Below are 16,900 nucleotides of genomic sequence, written 5' to 3'. Positions count from 1 at the left end.
GGACGTACGGGTGTGCTGTGCGGCGAGAGGCCGATCGGGGTGGTGTTACCTGAGGTCCGGGGCGGTCGTCGCCGCCGTGTCCCGGACCTGCGGGGTGTCCAACAGGCCGGTGAGAGCACAGGCCAAGGGGTCCGGGGAGTGACGGCCACGATGGATTCAGCCGTGGGCGAACACGGCCCGGTGGGAGCCCTCCCGGAGCAGTGACCCCCACTTCAGGGCAAAGCTTCGGCCAAGAAACCCCTGCCGGGCGGAGGAGCACGTCCGCCCACGGGCGGAGGGCTGTCCGGCGTAGCCTTCGGGGATGGCAGAGAGCAAGGTCAAGAAGGCCGGGGCGAAGCCGGAGAGTCATCTGGCGATGGTGCGGCGGGCGCGCAGGATCAACCGCGAGCTGGCGGAGGTCTACCCGTACGCGCACCCGGAGCTCGACTTCCGCAACTCCTTCGAGCTGCTGGTCGCCACCGTCCTGTCCGCGCAGACCACCGACCTGCGCGTGAACCAGACGACCCCGGCCCTCTTCGCCGCGTACCCGACCCCCGAGGACATGGCCGGAGCCGATCCGGAGGCGCTGGAGGAGATCATCCGGCCGACCGGGTTCTTCCGGGCGAAGGCCAAGTCCCTCCTGGGCCTCTCGCAGGCCCTGCGCGACAACTTCGGCGGTGAGGTGCCGGGCCGGATCGAGGACCTGGTGACGCTCCCCGGGGTGGGCCGCAAGACGGCGAACGTGGTCCTAGGCAACGCCTTCGGCGTCCCCGGGATCACGGTCGACACCCACTTCGGGCGGCTGGTGCGGCGCTGGAAGTGGACCGAGCAGGAGGACCCCGAGAAGGTCGAGGCGGAGATCTGCGCGATCTTCCCGAAGAGCGAGTGGACGATGCTCTCGCACCGCGTCGTCTTCCACGGCCGCCGGATCTGCCATTCCCGCAAGCCCGCCTGCGGGGCCTGCCCGATCGCACCGCTCTGCCCGGCCTACGGGGAGGGCGAGACCGACCCGGAGAAGGCGGCGAAGCTCCTGAAGTACGAGAAGGGCGGCCAGCCCGGCCAGCGCCTGAGCCCGCCCCCGGACTACCCGGGGCTCCCGGCGCCGGCCAAATCCAGCCCCGCCGGCGTTTGAGGCGCGGGGTCCGGGGCGGAGCCCCGGCAGCGGAGCCGCACCCGCAAGGAACGAATCGCTACCCGCACCGCGTTTGGCGGAACGTGGGGAACCGCAGAAGCACGGACAGGGGTGCCTATGACAGAGGCCACGCAGAACCGCCAGGCGGGCACCGCCGGGCCCGGCGCAGCCACCGCGCAGGGGGCCCCGTACGGCACAAGGCGCGGCCCGCGCGGAAGCATCGACCTGCGCACCCGTGGACTGCCCGACTGGCTGGACCCCGTCGTCGAGGCGGCCCGGACGGTCCGCCCCACCCAGCTCAGCCGGTTCCTGCCGCCGGAGGACGGCCGCGGCCGCCAGTCGGCCGTGCTCATCCTCTTCGGGGAGGGCCCCCGCGGCCCCGAGCTGCTGCTGATGGAGCGCGCCGGCACCCTGCGCTCGCACCCCGGCCAGCCCTCCTTCCCCGGCGGCGCCCTCGACCCCGAGGACGGCGACCCGCGCACCACCGGCCCGCTGCGCGCGGCCCTGCGCGAGGCGGAGGAGGAGACCGGTCTGGACCCGGCCGGGGTCCAGCTCTTCGGGGTGCTGCCCCCGCTCTACATCCCGGTCAGCGAGTTCGTCGTGACCCCGGTGCTCGGCTGGTGGCGCGCCCCCAGCCCGGTCGGCGTGGTCGACCCGGCCGAGACCGCCCGCGTCTTCACGGTGCCCGTGGCCGATCTCACGGACCCCGCACACAGGGTCACCGTCGTTCACCCCGGCGGCTTCCAGGGCCCGGCCTTCACTGTGGAATCGGCTCTGGTCTGGGGTTTCACCGCCGGGGTGATCGACAGGATCCTGCACTTCGCCGGCTGGGAGCGCCCCTGGGACCGGTCCCGGGAAGTCCCGCTCGACTGGCGCGCATGAGACGGTGGCCCCTGTGAACGTGCTGGACATCCTGTTGCTGCTCGCCGCCGTGTGGTTCGCGATCGTCGGCTACCGCCAGGGGTTCGTCGTCGGCATCCTGTCGGTGATCGGCTTCCTCGGCGGTGGTCTCGTCGCCGTGTCCCTGCTGCCCCTGATCTGGGACCGGGTCACCGACAACGGCACCCAGGTGTCCACCACGGTCGTCATCATCGCCGTGGTCGTGATCATCGTCTGTGCCTCGATCGGCCAGGCCCTGACCACCCACCTGGGCAACAAGCTCCGGCGCCACATCACATGGTCCCCGGCCCGCGCGCTGGACGCGACGGGCGGCGCCCTGGTGAACGTGGTCGCGATGCTGCTGGTGGCGTGGCTGATCGGTTCCTTGGTCGCCGGCACGTCGATTCCCACGCTGGGCAAGGAAGTCCGCAACTCCAAGGTGCTCTTCGGCGTCTCGCGGGTCCTTCCCGCGCAGGCGAACACCTGGTTCTCGGACTTCAGCTCCACCCTGGCGCGCAACGGCTTCCCCCAGGTCTTCAGCCCGTTCTCCAACGAGCCGATCACCGAGGTCAAGCCGCCGGACCCGCTGCTCGCGAGCAGCCCCGTGGCCGAGCACGCCAAGCAGTCGATCGTGAAGGTCGTCGGCACGGCGCCCGCCTGCAGCAAGGTGCTGGAGGGCACCGGCTTCGTTTTCGCGCCGGGCAAGGTGATGACCAACGCGCACGTCGTCGGCGGGGTCGGCGAACCGACGGTGCAGGTCGGCGGCGAGGGCAAGCTCTACGACGGCAAGGTCGTGCTCTACGACTGGGAGCGCGACATCGCCGTCCTGGACGTGCCCAAGCTGAAGGCGCCGGCGCTGGAGTTCACCGACAAGGGCGCGGCGAGCGGCAGCGACGCCATCGTCGCGGGCTTCCCGGAGAACGGCGCGTACGACGTCCGCTCGGCGCGCGTCCGCGGCCGGATCAACGCCAGCGGCCCGGACATCTACCACCGGGGAACCGTGCGACGGGACGTCTACTCCCTGTACGCGACGGTCCGCCAGGGCAACTCCGGCGGCCCGCTGCTGACGCCCGACGGCAAGGTGTACGGGGTCGTCTTCGCGAAGTCCCTCGACGACCCCCACACCGGTTACGCCCTGACCACGGACGAGATCCGCGAGGACATCCGGATCGGGGAGACGGCGAACCGCCGGGTCGACAGCCAGGGCTGCGCCCTCTGAGCCGTACGGGAGCCGTGAGGGGCTCCCGCATCCCTGCGGGGCCCCGGAGCCCCCGGAGCCCCTCCAGGGCCCGTGTGCCTACGTACGCTGGTGCCTGAGCCGGGCGGAGACCCAGCGGGCCCGCCGGCGCAGGATGCGCGGAATTCCGAGTCGGGGGTCGTCGTGGCCTTCGCGGCCCTGCCCCCTGTGCGTGCCCGGCGTGACCGTCGAGCGGCGTTCGTGTGCGGTGTCACCGTAGTCGTGCGTCCAGCCCATACTCCGAGCTGTGCCCGGGGCCCAAGGTCGGTAATCGCGTTGAGGGCGGCCAATTGGCCTATGCGCCAGGCAATTGAATGCTTGTCATATAAGCGACCCGATCGGGCTCAGCGGTCCGGCTCGGGATCCTTCAGCCAGTTGACCAGCTCGGCCGAGAACGCCGCCGGGTCCTCCTCGTGCGGGAAGTGCCCGAGACCGTCGAAGAGCCGCCAGCGGTACGGGGCTTCGACGTACTGACCGGACCCCGCGGCACTCCGCGTCCGCATCACCGGGTCGAGCGAGCCGTGCAGGTGCAGCGTCGGCACCCGCACCGGCCGCTTCATGCGCCGGTTGAACTGCAAGCCGTCGGGCCGGGCCATGGACCGCATCATCCAGCGGTACGGCTCGACCGAGCAGTGCGCCGTGGAGGGGATGCACATCGCGCGCTGGTACACCGCGACGTCGTCCTCCTCGGGGAGCCGCGGGCCCGACCAGTCCCGGATCAGCTCTCCGACGAGCGCCCCGTCGTCGGCGACGAGCTGACGCTCCGGCACGAACGGCCGCTGGAAGCCCCAGATGTGCGAACTGGCTCGGGTCTGCCCGAAGTCGGACAGCATCGCGGAGCGCCAGCGGCGCGGGTGCGGCATCGAGGACACGACCAGCCGGCGCACCAGCTTCGGCCGCATCACCGCCGCCGTCCAGGCGAGGTAGCCGCCCAGGTCGTGCCCGACCAGGGCGGCGTCGGGCTCGCCGAGGGACCGTACGACCCCGGTGATGTCGAGCGCCAGGTTGGCCGGGTCGTAGCCGCGCGGGGTGCGGTCGCTGCCGCCCACCCCGCGCAGGTCCATCGCGACCGCCCGGTAGCCCGCGTCGGCGAGGGCGGTCATCTGGTGCCGCCACGTCCACCAGAACTGCGGGAACCCGTGCAGGAGCAGCACCAGCGGTCCGTCACCCAGCTCGGCGACGTGGAACCGCGCCCCATTGGCCGCGACGTCCCGGTGTGTCACTTCCCGCCCGCCGGGGATGCCGATCCGGACCGCCGTGGCGGCGGTGGGGGGCGTACCGGAGGTGCCGGAATCGGACGAGGGGGCTGTCATGAGGACGAGCGTGCCACACCCACGGCATTGTCACTGACCGACCGGGCGTGGGGCTTGACGGTGCCGACGAGGGCCGCCGTCTCCTTGACCGAGGCGATGGTCTTCACCGGCGGCTTGATCTTCTTGAACTTCGCCATGGCGACCAACCCGATCACGCCCGCGAGCAGCCAGAACGCCACACCGACGATCAGGAAGGACCAGGCCAGCCCGAGCCCCAGGTTGTGGATCCCGTACGCCGCCGCGAAGCTCAGCACCGGCAGCGAGAAGAGGAGGAGCACGCCCGCGACGATGGCCGCGCCGCTGCCGATGCCCGCGCGCTTGACGTCCTGCTTGATCTCCACCTTGGCGAGGGCGATCTCGTCGTGCACCAGGGCGGACATCTCGGCGGTGGCCGAGGCGACCAGCTGGCCAAGTGTGCGCTCGGCTCCTGGGGCCCCTTGGTCCACTGCGCTCATCGCTCTCTCCCTTTGTCGTCCGACTGCGACGGCTGTCCTGTCGTCAGTCAGATCATGCCGGACGGCCGTCGTCGACGCTGGCGCCGCCCGGCGCTTCGGCTGCGGCGTCCTGCGCCAAGGCGGTGGCCTCCTCGGCCTTGCGCAGGTGCTCCGCGGCCTTGGCCTCGTAGATCTTCGCCATCCGCAGGTGGTAGTCCGGCTTGTCCTGCTCGTAGATGTCGGGGATGCCGTCGAGGTCGTCGTCGCGCTCCTCGTCCTCGATGAGCGCCTTGTACTTCCGGTTGCGCATCTTCAGCAGGACGCACGCGACGACCGCGGCGATGAGCGACCCGATCAGGACGGCGGCCTTGATCTCGTCCGTGAGGACGGGGTCGTCGGTGAAGGCGAGCTCGCCGATCAGGAGCGAGACGGTGAAGCCGATGCCGGCGAGCGAGGCGACGGCGAAGACGTCCGGCCAGGCGAGGTCGTCGTTGAGCTCCGCCTTGGTGAAGCGGGCGGCCAGCCAGGTGCCGCCGAAGATGCCGAGCGTCTTGCCGACGACGAGGCCGAGCACCACGCCGAGGGGCTCCGGCCGGGTGAAGACCTGGCCGATGGACTCGTCGGAGAGGGAGACGCCGGCCGAGAACAGGGCGAAGAGCGGGACGGCCAGACCGGCCGAGACGGGCCGGACCAGGTGCTCGATGTGCTCGCCGGGGGAGTGGTGCTCGCCCTCCTTGCGGTGGCAGCGCAGCATCAGGCCCATGGCGACACCGGCGATGGTGGCGTGGACGCCGCTGTTGTACATCAGGCCCCAGACGGCCAGGGCGAGCGGGACGTAGACGTACCAGCCGCGCACGTTCACCCGGAGCAGGAACCAGAAGAGGACCAGGCCCGCGACCGCCCCGCCGAGCGCCAGGAAGTTGATCTCGCTGGTGAAGAACACCGCGATGATCATGATGGCGAACAGGTCGTCGACGACGGCCAGGGTCAGCAGGAACGCGCGCAGTGCGGACGGCAGCGAGGTGCCGATGACGGCGAGGACGGCGAGGGCGAAGGCGATGTCGGTGGCGGTTGGGACCGCCCAGCCGTCCATCGAGCCGTTGCCGAGCACGTTGGTCAGTACGTAGACCAGCGCGGGCACGGCCATGCCGCAGATCGCGGCGATGACCGGGAGCGCGGCCGCCTTGGCGTCGCGCAGGTCGCCCGCGACGAGCTCGCGCTTGAGCTCGATGCCGGCGACGAAGAAGAAGATGGCGAGCAGGCCGTCGGCCGCCCAGTGCTGGAGCGAAAGGTCCAGCCCGAGGGAGGCGGGCCCGATGTGGAAGGAGCGGACGCTGTCGTAGCTCGCCGCGATGGCGGGCACGTTCGCCCAGATGAGGGCGGAGATCGCGGCCACGAGGAGGAGGATGCCGCCGACCGTCTCGGCGCGCAGGGCGTCGGCCACGAAGCGGCGCTCCGGCAGCGAGAGGCGGCCGAGGAGCTTGCGGCTCTGGTTGTCGGTGGGGCTGGGCGCGGCCACGGGGGGCACCTCCGGGGTGGGTTGGACGGCATGGCGAAGCACGTTGCCGACCAGACTTCCCGGCGCACCCTGTGGAGTAGTTCTTTAACCATCTAATACTTTACAGGGTGTACGCGTGGGCGTATCCGGTGATCGTCACTTTATGTGCGAAAGGGGCATCCGGCGCGGCGCGCCGGATGCCCCTTTCGTCGTGTCGTACGGGTCCTGCCGGGTGGCCCCGGGAGGTACCTCAGTCCTCGCTGCCGGACGCCGGCAGCTTGCTCTGGATCAGGTCCATGACCGAGGAGTCCGCGAGCGTGGTGACGTCACCGACCGCGCGGTTCTCGGCCACGTCGCGCAGCAGGCGGCGCATGATCTTGCCCGAGCGGGTCTTCGGCAGCTCCTGCACCGGCAGGATCCGCTTCGGCTTGGCGATCGGGCCGAGGGTGGCACCCACGTGGTTGCGCAGCTCGCCGACCAGCGTGTCCGTCTCGGAGGCGCTGCCGCGCAGGATGACGAAGGCCACGATGGCCTGGCCGGTGGTCTCGTCGTTCGCGCCGACGACCGCCGCCTCGGCGACCGAGGGGTGCGAGACGAGCGCCGACTCCACCTCGGTGGTCGAGATGTTGTGGCCGGAGACCAGCATGACGTCGTCCACCCGGCCGAGCAGCCAGATGTCGCCGTCCTCGTCCTTCTTGGCGCCGTCGCCCGCGAAGTACTTGCCCTCGAAGCGCGACCAGTACGTGTCGATGTACCTCTGGTCGTCGCCCCAGATGGTGCGCAGCATCGAGGGCCACGGCTCGGTGAGGACCAGGTAGCCGCCCCCGCCGTTCGGGACCTCGTTCGCCTCGTCGTCCACGACGGTGGCGGCGATTCCGGGCAGCGCGCGCTGCGCCGAACCGGGCTTGGTCTCGGTGACGCCGGGCAGCGGGGAGATCATCATCGCGCCGGTCTCGGTCTGCCACCAGGTGTCCACGATCGGGCAGCGGTCGCCGCCGATGTGCTTGCGGTACCAGATCCAGGCCTCGGGGTTGATCGGCTCGCCGACCGAGCCCAGGACGCGCAGGCTCGACAGGTCGAACTTCGCGGGGATGTCGTCGCCCCACTTCATGAACGTACGGATCGCCGTGGGCGCGGTGTAGAGGATGGTGACGCCGTACTTCTGCACGACCTCCCAGAACCGGCCCTGGTGTGGGGTGTCCGGGGTGCCCTCGTACATCACCTGGGTGGCGCCGTTGGCGAGCGGCCCGTAGACGATGTAGGAGTGCCCGGTCACCCAGCCGATGTCGGCGGTGCACCAGTAGACGTCGCTCTCCGGCTTCAGGTCGAACACCGCGTGGTGGGTGTACGAGGCCTGCGTGAGGTAGCCGCCGGAGGTGTGCAGGATGCCCTTGGGCTTACCCGTGGTCCCCGAGGTGTAGAGGATGAAGAGCGGGTGCTCGGCGTCGAAGGCCTGCGGCGCGTGCTCGGCGCTCTGCCGCTCGACGATCTCGTGCCACCAGACGTCGCGGCCCTCGGTGAAGGCGGTGTCCTGGCCGGTGCGGCGCACGACGAGGACGTGCTCGACCTGCGGGCACTTGGCGACGGCCTCGTCGATGGCGGGCTTCAGGGCGGAGGGCTTGCCGCGGCGGTAGCCGCCGTCGGAGGTGATGACCAGCTTCGCGTCGGCGTCCTGGATGCGGGAGGCGACGGCGTCGGCGGAGAAGCCGCCGAAGACCACGGAGTGCGCGGCGCCGACGCGGGCGCACGCGAGCATCGCGACGACCGCCTCGGGGATCATCGGCAGGTAGACGGCGACCCGGTCGCCGGCCTGTACGCCCAGCTCGGTCAGGGCGTTCGCGGCCTTGGAGACCTCGTCCTTGAGCTCGGCGTAGGTGATCGAGCGGCTGTCGCCGGGCTCGCCCTCGAAGTGGATGGCCACGCGGTCGCCGTTGCCGGCCTCGACGTGGCGGTCCACGCAGTTGTACGCGACGTTCAGCTTGCCGTCCGCGAACCACTTCGCGAAGGGCGGGTTGCTCCAGTCGAGCGTCTCGGTGGGCTCGGTGTCCCAGCTCAGCCGCCGCGCCTGCTCGGCCCAGAAGCCCAGCCGGTCCGCGTCGGCCTGTGCGTACGCAGCCTGAGTCACATTGGCGGCGGCGGCCAGATCGGCGGGCGGTGCGAACCGCCGCTCCTCCTTGAGCATGTTGGAGATGGAAGGACGCTCGTTCATTTTGTGGGGCTCCCAACATGCGACACCGCTGTGGTGTAGACCAATCACGTAGCTGCGTGGAATTCTTCTGCGCGCATGTGAGTTGGTCAACCCCTCCCCGATCCTGACATCTGCGACGGCCTGATTACAGGCCACTCCCGGCCGAGACGGCGCGTGTCGCGATCGGGTCCGCTCTGTTGCACGGTGGGACGGGCGGGAACGTTCACCAGAACGGGCCGCGGCCCCGGCTTCCACAGGTGTGGATACCGGGGCCGCGACGGTGCTGGTGCTTAGAGCTTTGCGCTCCACTCTCCGCGGGCGAGGATCGTTCGGCCGTCGGGCTTGACGATCACGCGGGCGCCCCGAACGGGCAACTCGCCGTGTGCGAGCCAGTAGCCGCGGACGTCTTCGAGGGCGTCCCAGAGCCGACGGGGGCCGCCCTGGTGGACGGTTGCCGGGTGGGTGCCGGCGGCGACTGCGCGGGCCCATGAACCGTCTGCGTGGGTCATGACGGCGTGACGCATTCCGTCGTTTTCCCAGTAGCCGTGTTCGATGCCCGGTAGGGACACGTCGAGCATGGATTGCAGGTCCCATGCGGACGCGACATCGACGACAGGCAGGGGGTAGACGGCCTTGGCGGCGCCCTCCTGGATGAAGCCCCGGATCATCTCCTTCGGGGCTTGTGGTGGGTAGTCCTCGCCGTGGCGAGCGACCATGAATCCCGCCCGGTCCCAGGACACTGCGCCGCTGGCGCCGCCGTCCGCGTTCTTCGTGGCCACGATCAGCAAGGAAGTGCCGGCGATCGTCGTGACCAGCCGGCCTCCCACTCGCAGCGCGGACAGCCAGCTTTCCGGGATGGTGCGGACGGCTACGGAAGCGACGATGCAGTCGATGCTGTCCGGGGCGCACGGCAGGGGGCCGGTCGCGTCGACTGCCTCGACCCTGGGGTGCAGACCAACGTCCGCGAGGCGTTCACGCCCCACATCGACGAGGTAGGGGTCGACGTCCACGCTCAGTACCTGCTCGTCGGACAGGCGCCGACAGAGCAGGGCCGCGCCGTACGCGCTGCCCGTGCCGATGTCCGCGACGACGTCACCCTCGCCGATGTCGGCCAGACCGTAGAGCTTGAGGAGCAGGCTCGGCAGGGTCGCCGAGGACGTGGGCCGGCCCGTAGGTTCGTCGCTGGCGCTGGCGTGGTCGGCGTGAAGCGTGCCCACCTTGGTTAGGAGCGAGGTGTCGCGGTAGGCGTCTGCGAACCACTCGTCGTTGTCGGCCGGGGCCCGCAGGGCGAACTGTTCCCGCCCTCGGCGGTCCCACCATCGGGGCACGAACAGGTGCCGCGCGGTGCGGGCAACGGCGGGCCGCCACGGCGAGTGGGGGGTCGTGATTCTGGCGGCCAGGTCGATTGCGTGTCGTTCCCAGGTCACGCGCGCGCTCCGAGGGGGGTCTCGGTGTAAGGGGCGAAGTCATACGCAGGGTCGCACGCGGTCGTGTTGGCGGGTGAGCAGTCTCCCGAATCGTCGGGCGGGCACGCCTGCCCGCGGGTCGGCATGGGGATCATGTCGGCGAGTTCGGCCACGCGGGGGCTGCGGAGGACGTTGGCGAGGCCCTGCTCGCGGACGTTGCCGGCGATCAGCCATGGGGACAGGATGCAGCCGTTGACGTTGCCGTCGGGCGAGACGGAGATGCGGGAGCGGAAGCAGTTGCCGCACAGCTCGGAGACGTCGGGGGTGTCGAGGGTTTCGTCGGCTGCGCGGCCGACCTTGCGGGTCCGGTCGATGCGGATGCGGGTGATTCCGAGCGAGCGCAGGTCGTCGGCGGCCTCTTTGAGGCGCTGCCCGTCATTCACGCTGACGATGGCTGCCCGCATGGGGATTCCGAGGCTGAGTGCCTTGACGATGTTGGCGCGGGTGAGCTTGTGGGAGCCGGGGCCGTTGGTGATGGCGTCGTGTTGGGCGGCCTGGTCGCTGTAGTAGCTGACGGCGAGCTGCACGTTCGGCCGCTGGAATGCACGCCACATGCGCGGCTGAACGATCTTCAAGTTTGAAAAGACCTCGACCCGCAGGTTCCGTTCGAGGGCGTGACCGATGTAGTCGGGGAGGTGCCGGTCGAGGGTCGCCTCGCCGCCAATGAACTGGATGACGGGGATGCCGAGGCCGGCGACGTCGTCGACGACCTTGTGCCAGTCCTCGGGGGTCATGGTGGGCGCCGGCGCCTGGGGGCTGCTGTTGGTGCAGCAGTGGCTACAGGTGAGGTTGCATTTGTCGGTCAGCTCGCACTCGACGGACTCGATAGCGTGCTCTATGGCGATGGTGCTCACGGTGCCTCCTGTGGTCAGGACGGGGCGGCGCGGTGGCCGGGGGCGTGGAGCGGCACCCCGCCCAAGGTCATGGGGACACTCGGGCGGGGTGGGATCTGCGGTTGGTGGCTACGGGTTCGCGAGGGCGCAGTAGCCGGCGTAGTAACGGCGCGACTCGAATACCTGTCGGTAGTGCGTCACTGCGGAGGACCCCGGCAACAGGGGGTTGAGGGTGACGACCGCGATGCATCCGCCTGTCGCCCGGACGGTGACGCCCCACTCGGGGCCGGGGTCCGGCAAGAGGAGGTCGCACGCGGGGTGCTGGTAGTCGAGGGCCCATCCGGGGCGCCGGTTGGTGAGTGCTCGCCTTGCCGGCACCCGCAGGGAGCCGCGGGCGAGGCCGAGACCCTTCGCGATGTGGGTCACGGCCGACTCGATGCCGACGGGGCTCTCGGTGGGCCGGGCCTCGGGGTGCCCAAGGAGCGCGAAAGGCATCGGCCGACGGAAGTTCTCAAGGTCGATCCACGAGGCGACGACCATCTCGTCGACGAAGCGGGGGCCGGGCAGTAGCTGCGCAAGGAGAGCCGTCACGAGGGTGCCCCCCAGCGCAGTTCGGCCCACACGATCTTGCCCATGGGGCGCTCGTCAACGCCCCAGGTAGAGGCGAGCGCATCGACGATGAAGAGTCCGCGACCGCGACCGCGTTCGTCGCTCTCGGGCCGGAAGTGCGGCCGGCGACGCGACGGGTCGTGGACCTCGATACGGATAGAACCGGGGTCGGCGTCGAGGACGACGCGTAGGAAGTCGCCTGGTTCGGTGCCGTACCGCGCCGCGTTCGTGACCAGTTCCGAGACGAGTAGTACGGCATCGTCCATCGGTTCAGTCGGGATGACCGGAACGTGGTAGCTGATGAACTCACGTGCGTATTTGCGCGCCGCGTGAACCGACTCGGGGTCCTTGGTGAGCATCAGCTGAGGTGGTGGACCGGGGGGAGGCGTGCAAGTCCCCACAACTAAGCGACTTGGGAGCATGGTCACCATGCGAATCCTTCCGGGCACACGTGCTGACCAGCGCAGAGTTTCGTAACGCCAGCATGGGCACTTCGAGTTCCGTTACGACTACCTTGCTCCTCCAACTCCTCGTAGTGCAAGGGAAGTCACACTCTCGTAGAAATTTGCATATGCCCGTGCATGCTCGTGCGGCTGTGGTAGATCAACGGGTGACATGGATCAACCGGCACGGCAGACTGTCGAGCGCATACGCCTGTAGGGAGGGGACACATGAGCGCGCCCACCGTTCGCCGTCGACGACTCGGTACCAAGCTGCGGGCGCTTCGCGCTGAACTCACCCTCGAAGAAGTTGCGGAACGTAGCCGCGGCCGGTTCGTCACCTCCAAGCTGTCCCGACTGGAAAACGCCAAGAGCGCCGCGAAGGCTGAGGACGTCGATGATCTGCTCGACATCTACGTCGAGCTCGGTAGGGATGTTTCCGAAGAACTGCGCGCAGCTATGCGAACTCTGGTCAAAGAGGGTGCGCAACGCGGCTGGTGGCACAGCTACAAGGGCGTACTGACCCCCGTCCACGCGGACTTGATCAGTCTCGAAGATGACGCGAGAGAAGTGTTCACCTGGCAGCTTGGGGCGATTCCTGGGCTGGTTCACACACCGGGCTACGCGCGCGAAATCATTCGGGCCACCGCGATGAACGAGCATGTCGAGGCCAGGGTTGATGCGCTGGTCGAGGTCCGTCTCGCACGGCAGGCCGTACTCACCCGAGATACGAATCCCATGAAGCTGTGGGCCATCGTCGCCGAGGGCGCATTGCGAACGCGCACCATGGATGCGGAGGTCATGAGTGACCAGCTTGGGCGCCTGCTGACGTTGGGGAACCGGCCGAACGTGGACATCCAGGTTCTCCGCTCCGATGCCGCTCCGCATGTGGGACAGCTCGGCAGTTTCGGTCTCATCGGCTTCGGACATCCGGACCTTGACGTCATCCACACTGAGAACCTGACGGCCGCGCTCTACGTCGAGGAGCCGGAGCAGGTTGCCACGTACCGAGAGGCCGCGGTGAGGCTCAGGGCCGCTGCGGAATCCGTCGAGAAGTCGGCGGAACTGATCAAAGAGATAAGGAACCAGCTATGACGCACATTGACGACGCCTCCACCCTGGCCGTGACCTGGTGGAAGTCGTCGCGGTCCGACACCGGCGCGCAGTGCGTCGAATGCGGTGTCGTTGACGCCGGCGAGAAGGTTCTCGCGGTGCGGGACAGCAAGGAACCGACCGGGCCCGCGCTGCTGCTCTCGTACGCCGCTTTCGGCGCCTTGGTTGACGGCATCAAGACCGACGCGCTGTAGCTCGCCGGGAACGGCAAAAGCGCCCCCTGTTCGGCCTTGTGGCCGAGCAGGGGGCGTTGTTGTTCAGCGGGCGGTGCCTGCCTGCCAGAGGGCGAGGAGTAGGCCGACGGCGGCCACGGCGGCGGCGATCTGGTGCAGGGGCCACCGGTTGCGTTCGAGGGCGTCGAGCCTGCTCTCGTGGTCGGCGACCTGCTTGTCGGTCTGGTCGCTGCGCTGTACGAGCAGGGCGAGGGAACCGTCGATGCGGGTCATGCCGACCTCGACGACTGCCCGTAGGCGTTCGAGTTCGAGGGCGACGGCGAGGTCGGGGGTGTCGCCCGGTGCGGGTGTGGTCACTCGGCGGCCCCGGGGTCATCTCGCAGGCCGAGGCCGGCGCGGTCGAGCAGGGCCTCGACGCTCGGCAGGGCCATGACGCGGGCGAGGCCACCGGCGACGGCGAGGGCGCCCGCGACGTACGGCAGGGCGTTGGGGATGCCGGCCGCGGAGACGATGGCGGGCAGGGCGAGCGCGAACGCGACGGCGGTCTGTAGGGCCGTGCGGATGGCGCGCTTGTTGGCGGGGGTCATGGTGGGTTCCTTCGGTGAGAGGGGCTACGCGGCAACGTTGAAGCCGTGGCGGCGGGCGAGGGTGTCGAGCGAGGACAGGCCCGGGATGCCGTCCGCGGCGGCGCCGGAGAATCCGCAACGGCGCTGCCACCGGCTGTAGGCGGTGACGGTGGTCGAGCCGTAATGCCCGTCGGCGTACTGCTGGGCGAGCAGTCCCTCGGATACGAGGGCGTCCTCGACGATCCGGGTGCCCGGGTAGCTGACCGGGGTGCCGCTCTTGGGCGGGTCCTGGCGGGCCGCGGTGATCAGCTTGGCCAGCGATACGACCTTGCGCGCGGGCGTCGGGTTTGGGGTGGGCTTGCTCGGGGCCGGCTGGTCGCCACCGAGCAGCTGGTCGACGCGGGCGCGGATCTTGTCCATGGTGAGCGCGGGCCCGCCCTCGTGGCCGATCGGGCCGCGGGGGTCGACCTTGCCGGGCTGCCACTCGGAGTGTCCGATCACCGACTCGGCGCCCCATCCGTGGGCGCGGCAGATCCCGGCCGCGGTCCGGGCGATGGCCTCGACCTGCTGCTCGGGCCACGGGTCGCGGTTGTTGCCGAGGTTGATGCACTCGAAACCGTAGAAGTGCCGGTTGCCGTCGACGTTCGCCGCGTCGTCGACGGGCAGGGGCGACCGCTCGGCGATCACGGCGTCGAGTACGTCGCCGTCGCCGCTGCCTGCGTGGTTGGTGCGCCCGTAGCCGATGAGGTGGACGGTGCCGGCCTTGTCGATCACTCCGTGACAGAGCGGGCCGGGAAGCTCGCTGTAGCCGGTGCGGCAGAGCTCGACGGAGTGGGCGGTTCCCTCGCTGACGGTGTGGTGGATCATCACCCCGTGCAGCGGGCCGAACTTGCCCTTGTGGTTGCGGTTGTGGGTGCGCCAGGAACCGACCTCGACGACGTTTACGCCCTCGCCGGCGATGGCGCCACGGAAGGTGGAAGCGGACAGGGGGGAAGCCATAAGGGGTTGTCTCCAGACATGAAAAAACGCCCGGCGCGGTGCGCGGGGCGTACGGGGTGAGAGGGTCGGGGCGCGACTACTGGATGCCGGCCCAAAAGCGGTTGGCGCCGTTTTCCATGCTCGCGACGGTGATCGTTGCGGGGGCGCTCGCGGCGCCGGCGGTGTAGACCCCGAAGCGGCGAACGGGTGTGTATCCGAAGGTATTTGGCGGGGCGCCGGCGCCGGATTCAGCGGCGAGCAGCAAGGGCCCGTCGCCCGTGCCGGTGTTGTACTGGCAGCGGAAGGCGATGTAATACAGGCCGACCGGTGCGGCGTACGGGGCGGTGAGGGGTGAGCTGATCGTCGCACCGCCCGCGGTGTGGACCTCGGCCGGCTCGTAACTGGCCGTGGACATGTCGCCGGTGGCCGCGACACGGGTGCCCGCGCTGTCGTACAGGGCTGCCCACGAACCGGTTGTCAGGCCACCCGCGTAGCCGGTCGCGACCCAAACGATCCGGGTGATCGTCGTCGGTACGCGCAGCATCACGGCCGTGATCCGGATGGGGCCGCTGCCGGGGTAGAGCGCGGTCGATTGGGCGAGGGCGGGGTCGAATGCCCATGCGGCGAGGCCGTGGTCGGCTGGGCCCCAGCTACCCGCGTACGCCAACGAATCTACGTAGGACTTCCTCGCGAGGTGGTTGGCGGTCGTTGGCGCCGCGCTGCTCGACGGAACGGCGCTGAACGTTTTGGTCCCGGTGATCGTTTGGGTGCCGGCGAGCAGGGTGACGGCGGTCGTGAGGGGGTACCGGGCGTCGGCGGCGGCCTGGTCGAGGGCGCCCACGTCCGTAGCCGTGAGCGCGACGACTCCGGTCTTGCCGTTGACGGATGCGACGGCGCCCGCGCCGCCGGCGCCCACGGTGATGATCGTGCCGTCGGTCTGGCGCACTTTGAGTACGCCGCCGTCGGCGTAGGCGACGATGCCGTTTGCCGGGTTGCTGGTGGGCGGCGTGCCGTTCTTGATGGCGAGGATGTACGTACCGCCGGCGAAGTCAGTGCCGGTGTCCCCTACGCCAACCGAGTAGAGCGTGTTCGCCGTGGCGTTGCTGTAGATGGACCCGCTCTTAAGGACTGCGAGGCGGGTGTCGGCGACGCCGTCACCGTAGATGGTCAGTGGGTGATTGGTGCCGTTGCCGCGCAGCGTGGCGGCGACGGCGGCCGTGATCCCGGTCGTGGCGATGGCGGCCACATCGGCCGCGGACAGGGTGACGACCGGCCCTGCTTTGCCGTTGACGGTGTCGACGCTGCCGGGGTCCCCCTTCGGGCCTTGTGTTCCCTGGGTTCCCTGGATGCCCTGCGGGCCTCGAATGTTGCCTACCGACGTTCCCCAACCGCTGGCGCCTCGCTGCCACAGGTCGCCGGTGTCAGTCCTGAGCAGCATGTCGCCCGGCTTGGTGCCGGCCGAGGGGGTGCTCGCCGTGTTGACGTACCAGGCTGCGCCCCGGACGTCGGGGGACTGCTGCGCCCATGCGCCGGCGGCCTTCGTCCACGTGGTGATGGTCGTCGAGGACACGCCGAGGACGGTGCTGGTCTCGTACCTGATGTAGTGGTCGCCGTCGGTGCCGAGGGCGGCGGCCGGCGCGGTGGCGCCGGTGTGGACGCGGCTTCCGGCCGGTCCGGTCGGGCCCTCCGGGCCGGGTACGGGGATGTAGTTCGGCTGTGTCGGGTCCGCGGGCGCCACGTCGGCGATGTCGACGGTGGGGTTCGCCTTGGGCAACAGGACGTTGTACGACCGGTTTACCGGTACGCCTGTCAGCTGCTCGGCAACGGTGTATGACCAGCCGGCGGGGTTCATGCCGGGGGCGTCGGTGGCCGGTAGGACGACTTCAAATCGGCCGGTCGCGTCGAGCGGCGCGGTAATCGGGCCACCCAAGATCACGTCAGCGGCGGCAAACGTGAGCATCGCGGGGGCACGCCATATGAGCTGTCCGGCGAGGGGCGTGCCGTCGGGGAAGAGGTACCGGCCGGAAACGGTGACGGTGGGGATCGTGTCGGGCAGTGCCAT

The 16,900-nt window shown here is 69.8% G+C and carries 17 protein-coding genes; 5 read left to right on the top strand and 12 right to left on the bottom strand.

All coding sequences use genetic code 11. The features are described from left to right. The first annotated feature begins 301 nt into the window (after nucleotides 1–301). The 3 genes from nth (at nucleotide 302) to AC061S_RS00770 (ending at nucleotide 3,209) form a co-directional block, all read left to right on the top strand. Nucleotides 302–1,111, top strand: coding sequence for an endonuclease III (gene nth / locus AC061S_RS00780; RefSeq protein WP_478683824.1), 810 nt, complete (start codon nucleotides 302–304; stop codon nucleotides 1,109–1,111). Between the two features lie 117 nt (nucleotides 1,112–1,228). Continuing rightward, a complete protein-coding gene (locus AC061S_RS00775; protein WP_478683823.1) occupies nucleotides 1,229–1,993 on the top strand; it encodes an NUDIX hydrolase in 765 nt (254 codons plus the stop codon). 13 nt (nucleotides 1,994–2,006) lie between these two features. Beyond that, nucleotides 2,007–3,209 (top strand): MarP family serine protease, encoded by a 1,203-nt coding sequence (locus tag AC061S_RS00770; protein ID WP_478683822.1) that lies wholly within the window; start codon nucleotides 2,007–2,009, stop codon nucleotides 3,207–3,209. Nucleotides 3,210–3,571: 362 nt separating this feature from the next. On the opposite strand, the gene AC061S_RS00765 is transcribed toward AC061S_RS00770, so the two are convergent. From AC061S_RS00765 to AC061S_RS00730, 8 genes are all read right to left on the bottom strand, one after another. Further along, complete coding sequence (locus AC061S_RS00765) at nucleotides 3,572–4,540, bottom strand: alpha/beta fold hydrolase (RefSeq protein WP_478683821.1); 969 nt, start codon at nucleotides 4,538–4,540, stop codon at nucleotides 3,572–3,574. Further along, entirely contained in the window at nucleotides 4,537–4,995 is a 459-nt protein-coding gene (locus AC061S_RS00760) for a phage holin family protein (RefSeq protein WP_478683820.1), read from the bottom strand. The genes AC061S_RS00765 and AC061S_RS00760 overlap by 4 nt, the downstream gene beginning before the upstream one ends. A 52-nt stretch (nucleotides 4,996–5,047) precedes the next feature. Continuing rightward, complete coding sequence (gene nhaA, locus AC061S_RS00755; protein WP_478683819.1) at nucleotides 5,048–6,493, bottom strand: Na+/H+ antiporter NhaA; 1,446 nt, start codon at nucleotides 6,491–6,493, stop codon at nucleotides 5,048–5,050. Nucleotides 6,494–6,722: 229 nt separating this feature from the next. Then, nucleotides 6,723–8,681 carry an acetate--CoA ligase gene (gene acs, locus AC061S_RS00750; RefSeq protein WP_478683818.1) on the bottom strand — a complete coding sequence of 653 codons (1,959 nt, stop codon included), beginning with the start codon at nucleotides 8,679–8,681 and terminating at the stop codon, nucleotides 6,723–6,725. A gap of 269 nt (nucleotides 8,682–8,950) precedes the next feature. Next, nucleotides 8,951–10,087: a methyltransferase domain-containing protein gene (locus AC061S_RS00745; RefSeq protein ID WP_478683817.1), complete on the bottom strand. Its 1,137-nt coding sequence runs from the start codon at nucleotides 10,085–10,087 to the stop codon at nucleotides 8,951–8,953. After that, nucleotides 10,084–10,980, bottom strand: coding sequence for a radical SAM/SPASM domain-containing protein (locus tag AC061S_RS00740; protein ID WP_478683816.1), 897 nt, complete (start codon nucleotides 10,978–10,980; stop codon nucleotides 10,084–10,086). Before AC061S_RS00740 ends, AC061S_RS00745 begins: the two co-directional genes overlap by 4 nt. Before the next feature lie 108 nt (nucleotides 10,981–11,088). Beyond that, a complete protein-coding gene (locus AC061S_RS00735; protein ID WP_478683815.1) occupies nucleotides 11,089–11,550 on the bottom strand; it encodes a hypothetical protein in 462 nt (153 codons plus the stop codon). Beyond that, nucleotides 11,547–11,927: an ATP-binding protein gene (locus tag AC061S_RS00730; protein ID WP_478683814.1), complete on the bottom strand. Its 381-nt coding sequence runs from the start codon at nucleotides 11,925–11,927 to the stop codon at nucleotides 11,547–11,549. Before AC061S_RS00730 ends, AC061S_RS00735 begins: the two co-directional genes overlap by 4 nt. A gap of 312 nt (nucleotides 11,928–12,239) precedes the next feature. On the opposite strand from AC061S_RS00730, the gene AC061S_RS00725 reads away from it, so the two are divergent. Both AC061S_RS00725 and AC061S_RS00720 read left to right on the top strand, forming a co-directional pair. Further along, nucleotides 12,240–13,103, top strand: coding sequence for a helix-turn-helix domain-containing protein (locus AC061S_RS00725; RefSeq protein WP_478683813.1), 864 nt, complete (start codon nucleotides 12,240–12,242; stop codon nucleotides 13,101–13,103). Further along, the gene (locus AC061S_RS00720; protein ID WP_478683812.1) at nucleotides 13,100–13,315 is read left to right on the top strand and encodes a DUF397 domain-containing protein; all 216 of its coding nucleotides are present in this window, start codon (nucleotides 13,100–13,102) and stop codon (nucleotides 13,313–13,315) included. Before AC061S_RS00725 ends, AC061S_RS00720 begins: the two co-directional genes overlap by 4 nt. 63 nt (nucleotides 13,316–13,378) lie before the next feature. On the opposite strand, the gene AC061S_RS00715 is transcribed toward AC061S_RS00720, so the two are convergent. From AC061S_RS00715 to AC061S_RS00700, 4 genes are all read right to left on the bottom strand, one after another. Beyond that, nucleotides 13,379–13,651 (bottom strand): hypothetical protein, encoded by a 273-nt coding sequence (locus AC061S_RS00715; protein WP_478683811.1) that lies wholly within the window; start codon nucleotides 13,649–13,651, stop codon nucleotides 13,379–13,381. Beyond that, nucleotides 13,648–13,881 carry a hypothetical protein gene (locus AC061S_RS00710; protein ID WP_478683810.1) on the bottom strand — a complete coding sequence of 78 codons (234 nt, stop codon included), beginning with the start codon at nucleotides 13,879–13,881 and terminating at the stop codon, nucleotides 13,648–13,650. The genes AC061S_RS00715 and AC061S_RS00710 overlap by 4 nt, the downstream gene beginning before the upstream one ends. Nucleotides 13,882–13,905: 24 nt before the next feature. Beyond that, nucleotides 13,906–14,859: an N-acetylmuramoyl-L-alanine amidase gene (locus tag AC061S_RS00705; protein WP_478683809.1), complete on the bottom strand. Its 954-nt coding sequence runs from the start codon at nucleotides 14,857–14,859 to the stop codon at nucleotides 13,906–13,908. 76 nt (nucleotides 14,860–14,935) lie between these two features. Continuing rightward, nucleotides 14,936–16,900: a hypothetical protein gene (locus AC061S_RS00700; protein ID WP_478683808.1), complete on the bottom strand. Its 1,965-nt coding sequence runs from the start codon at nucleotides 16,898–16,900 to the stop codon at nucleotides 14,936–14,938.

The organism is Streptomyces sp. CA189, assembly GCF_056428985.1.
The sequence above is the reverse complement of the archived record's forward strand: the minus strand, read 5'-3'. Positions and strand labels throughout refer to the sequence as shown.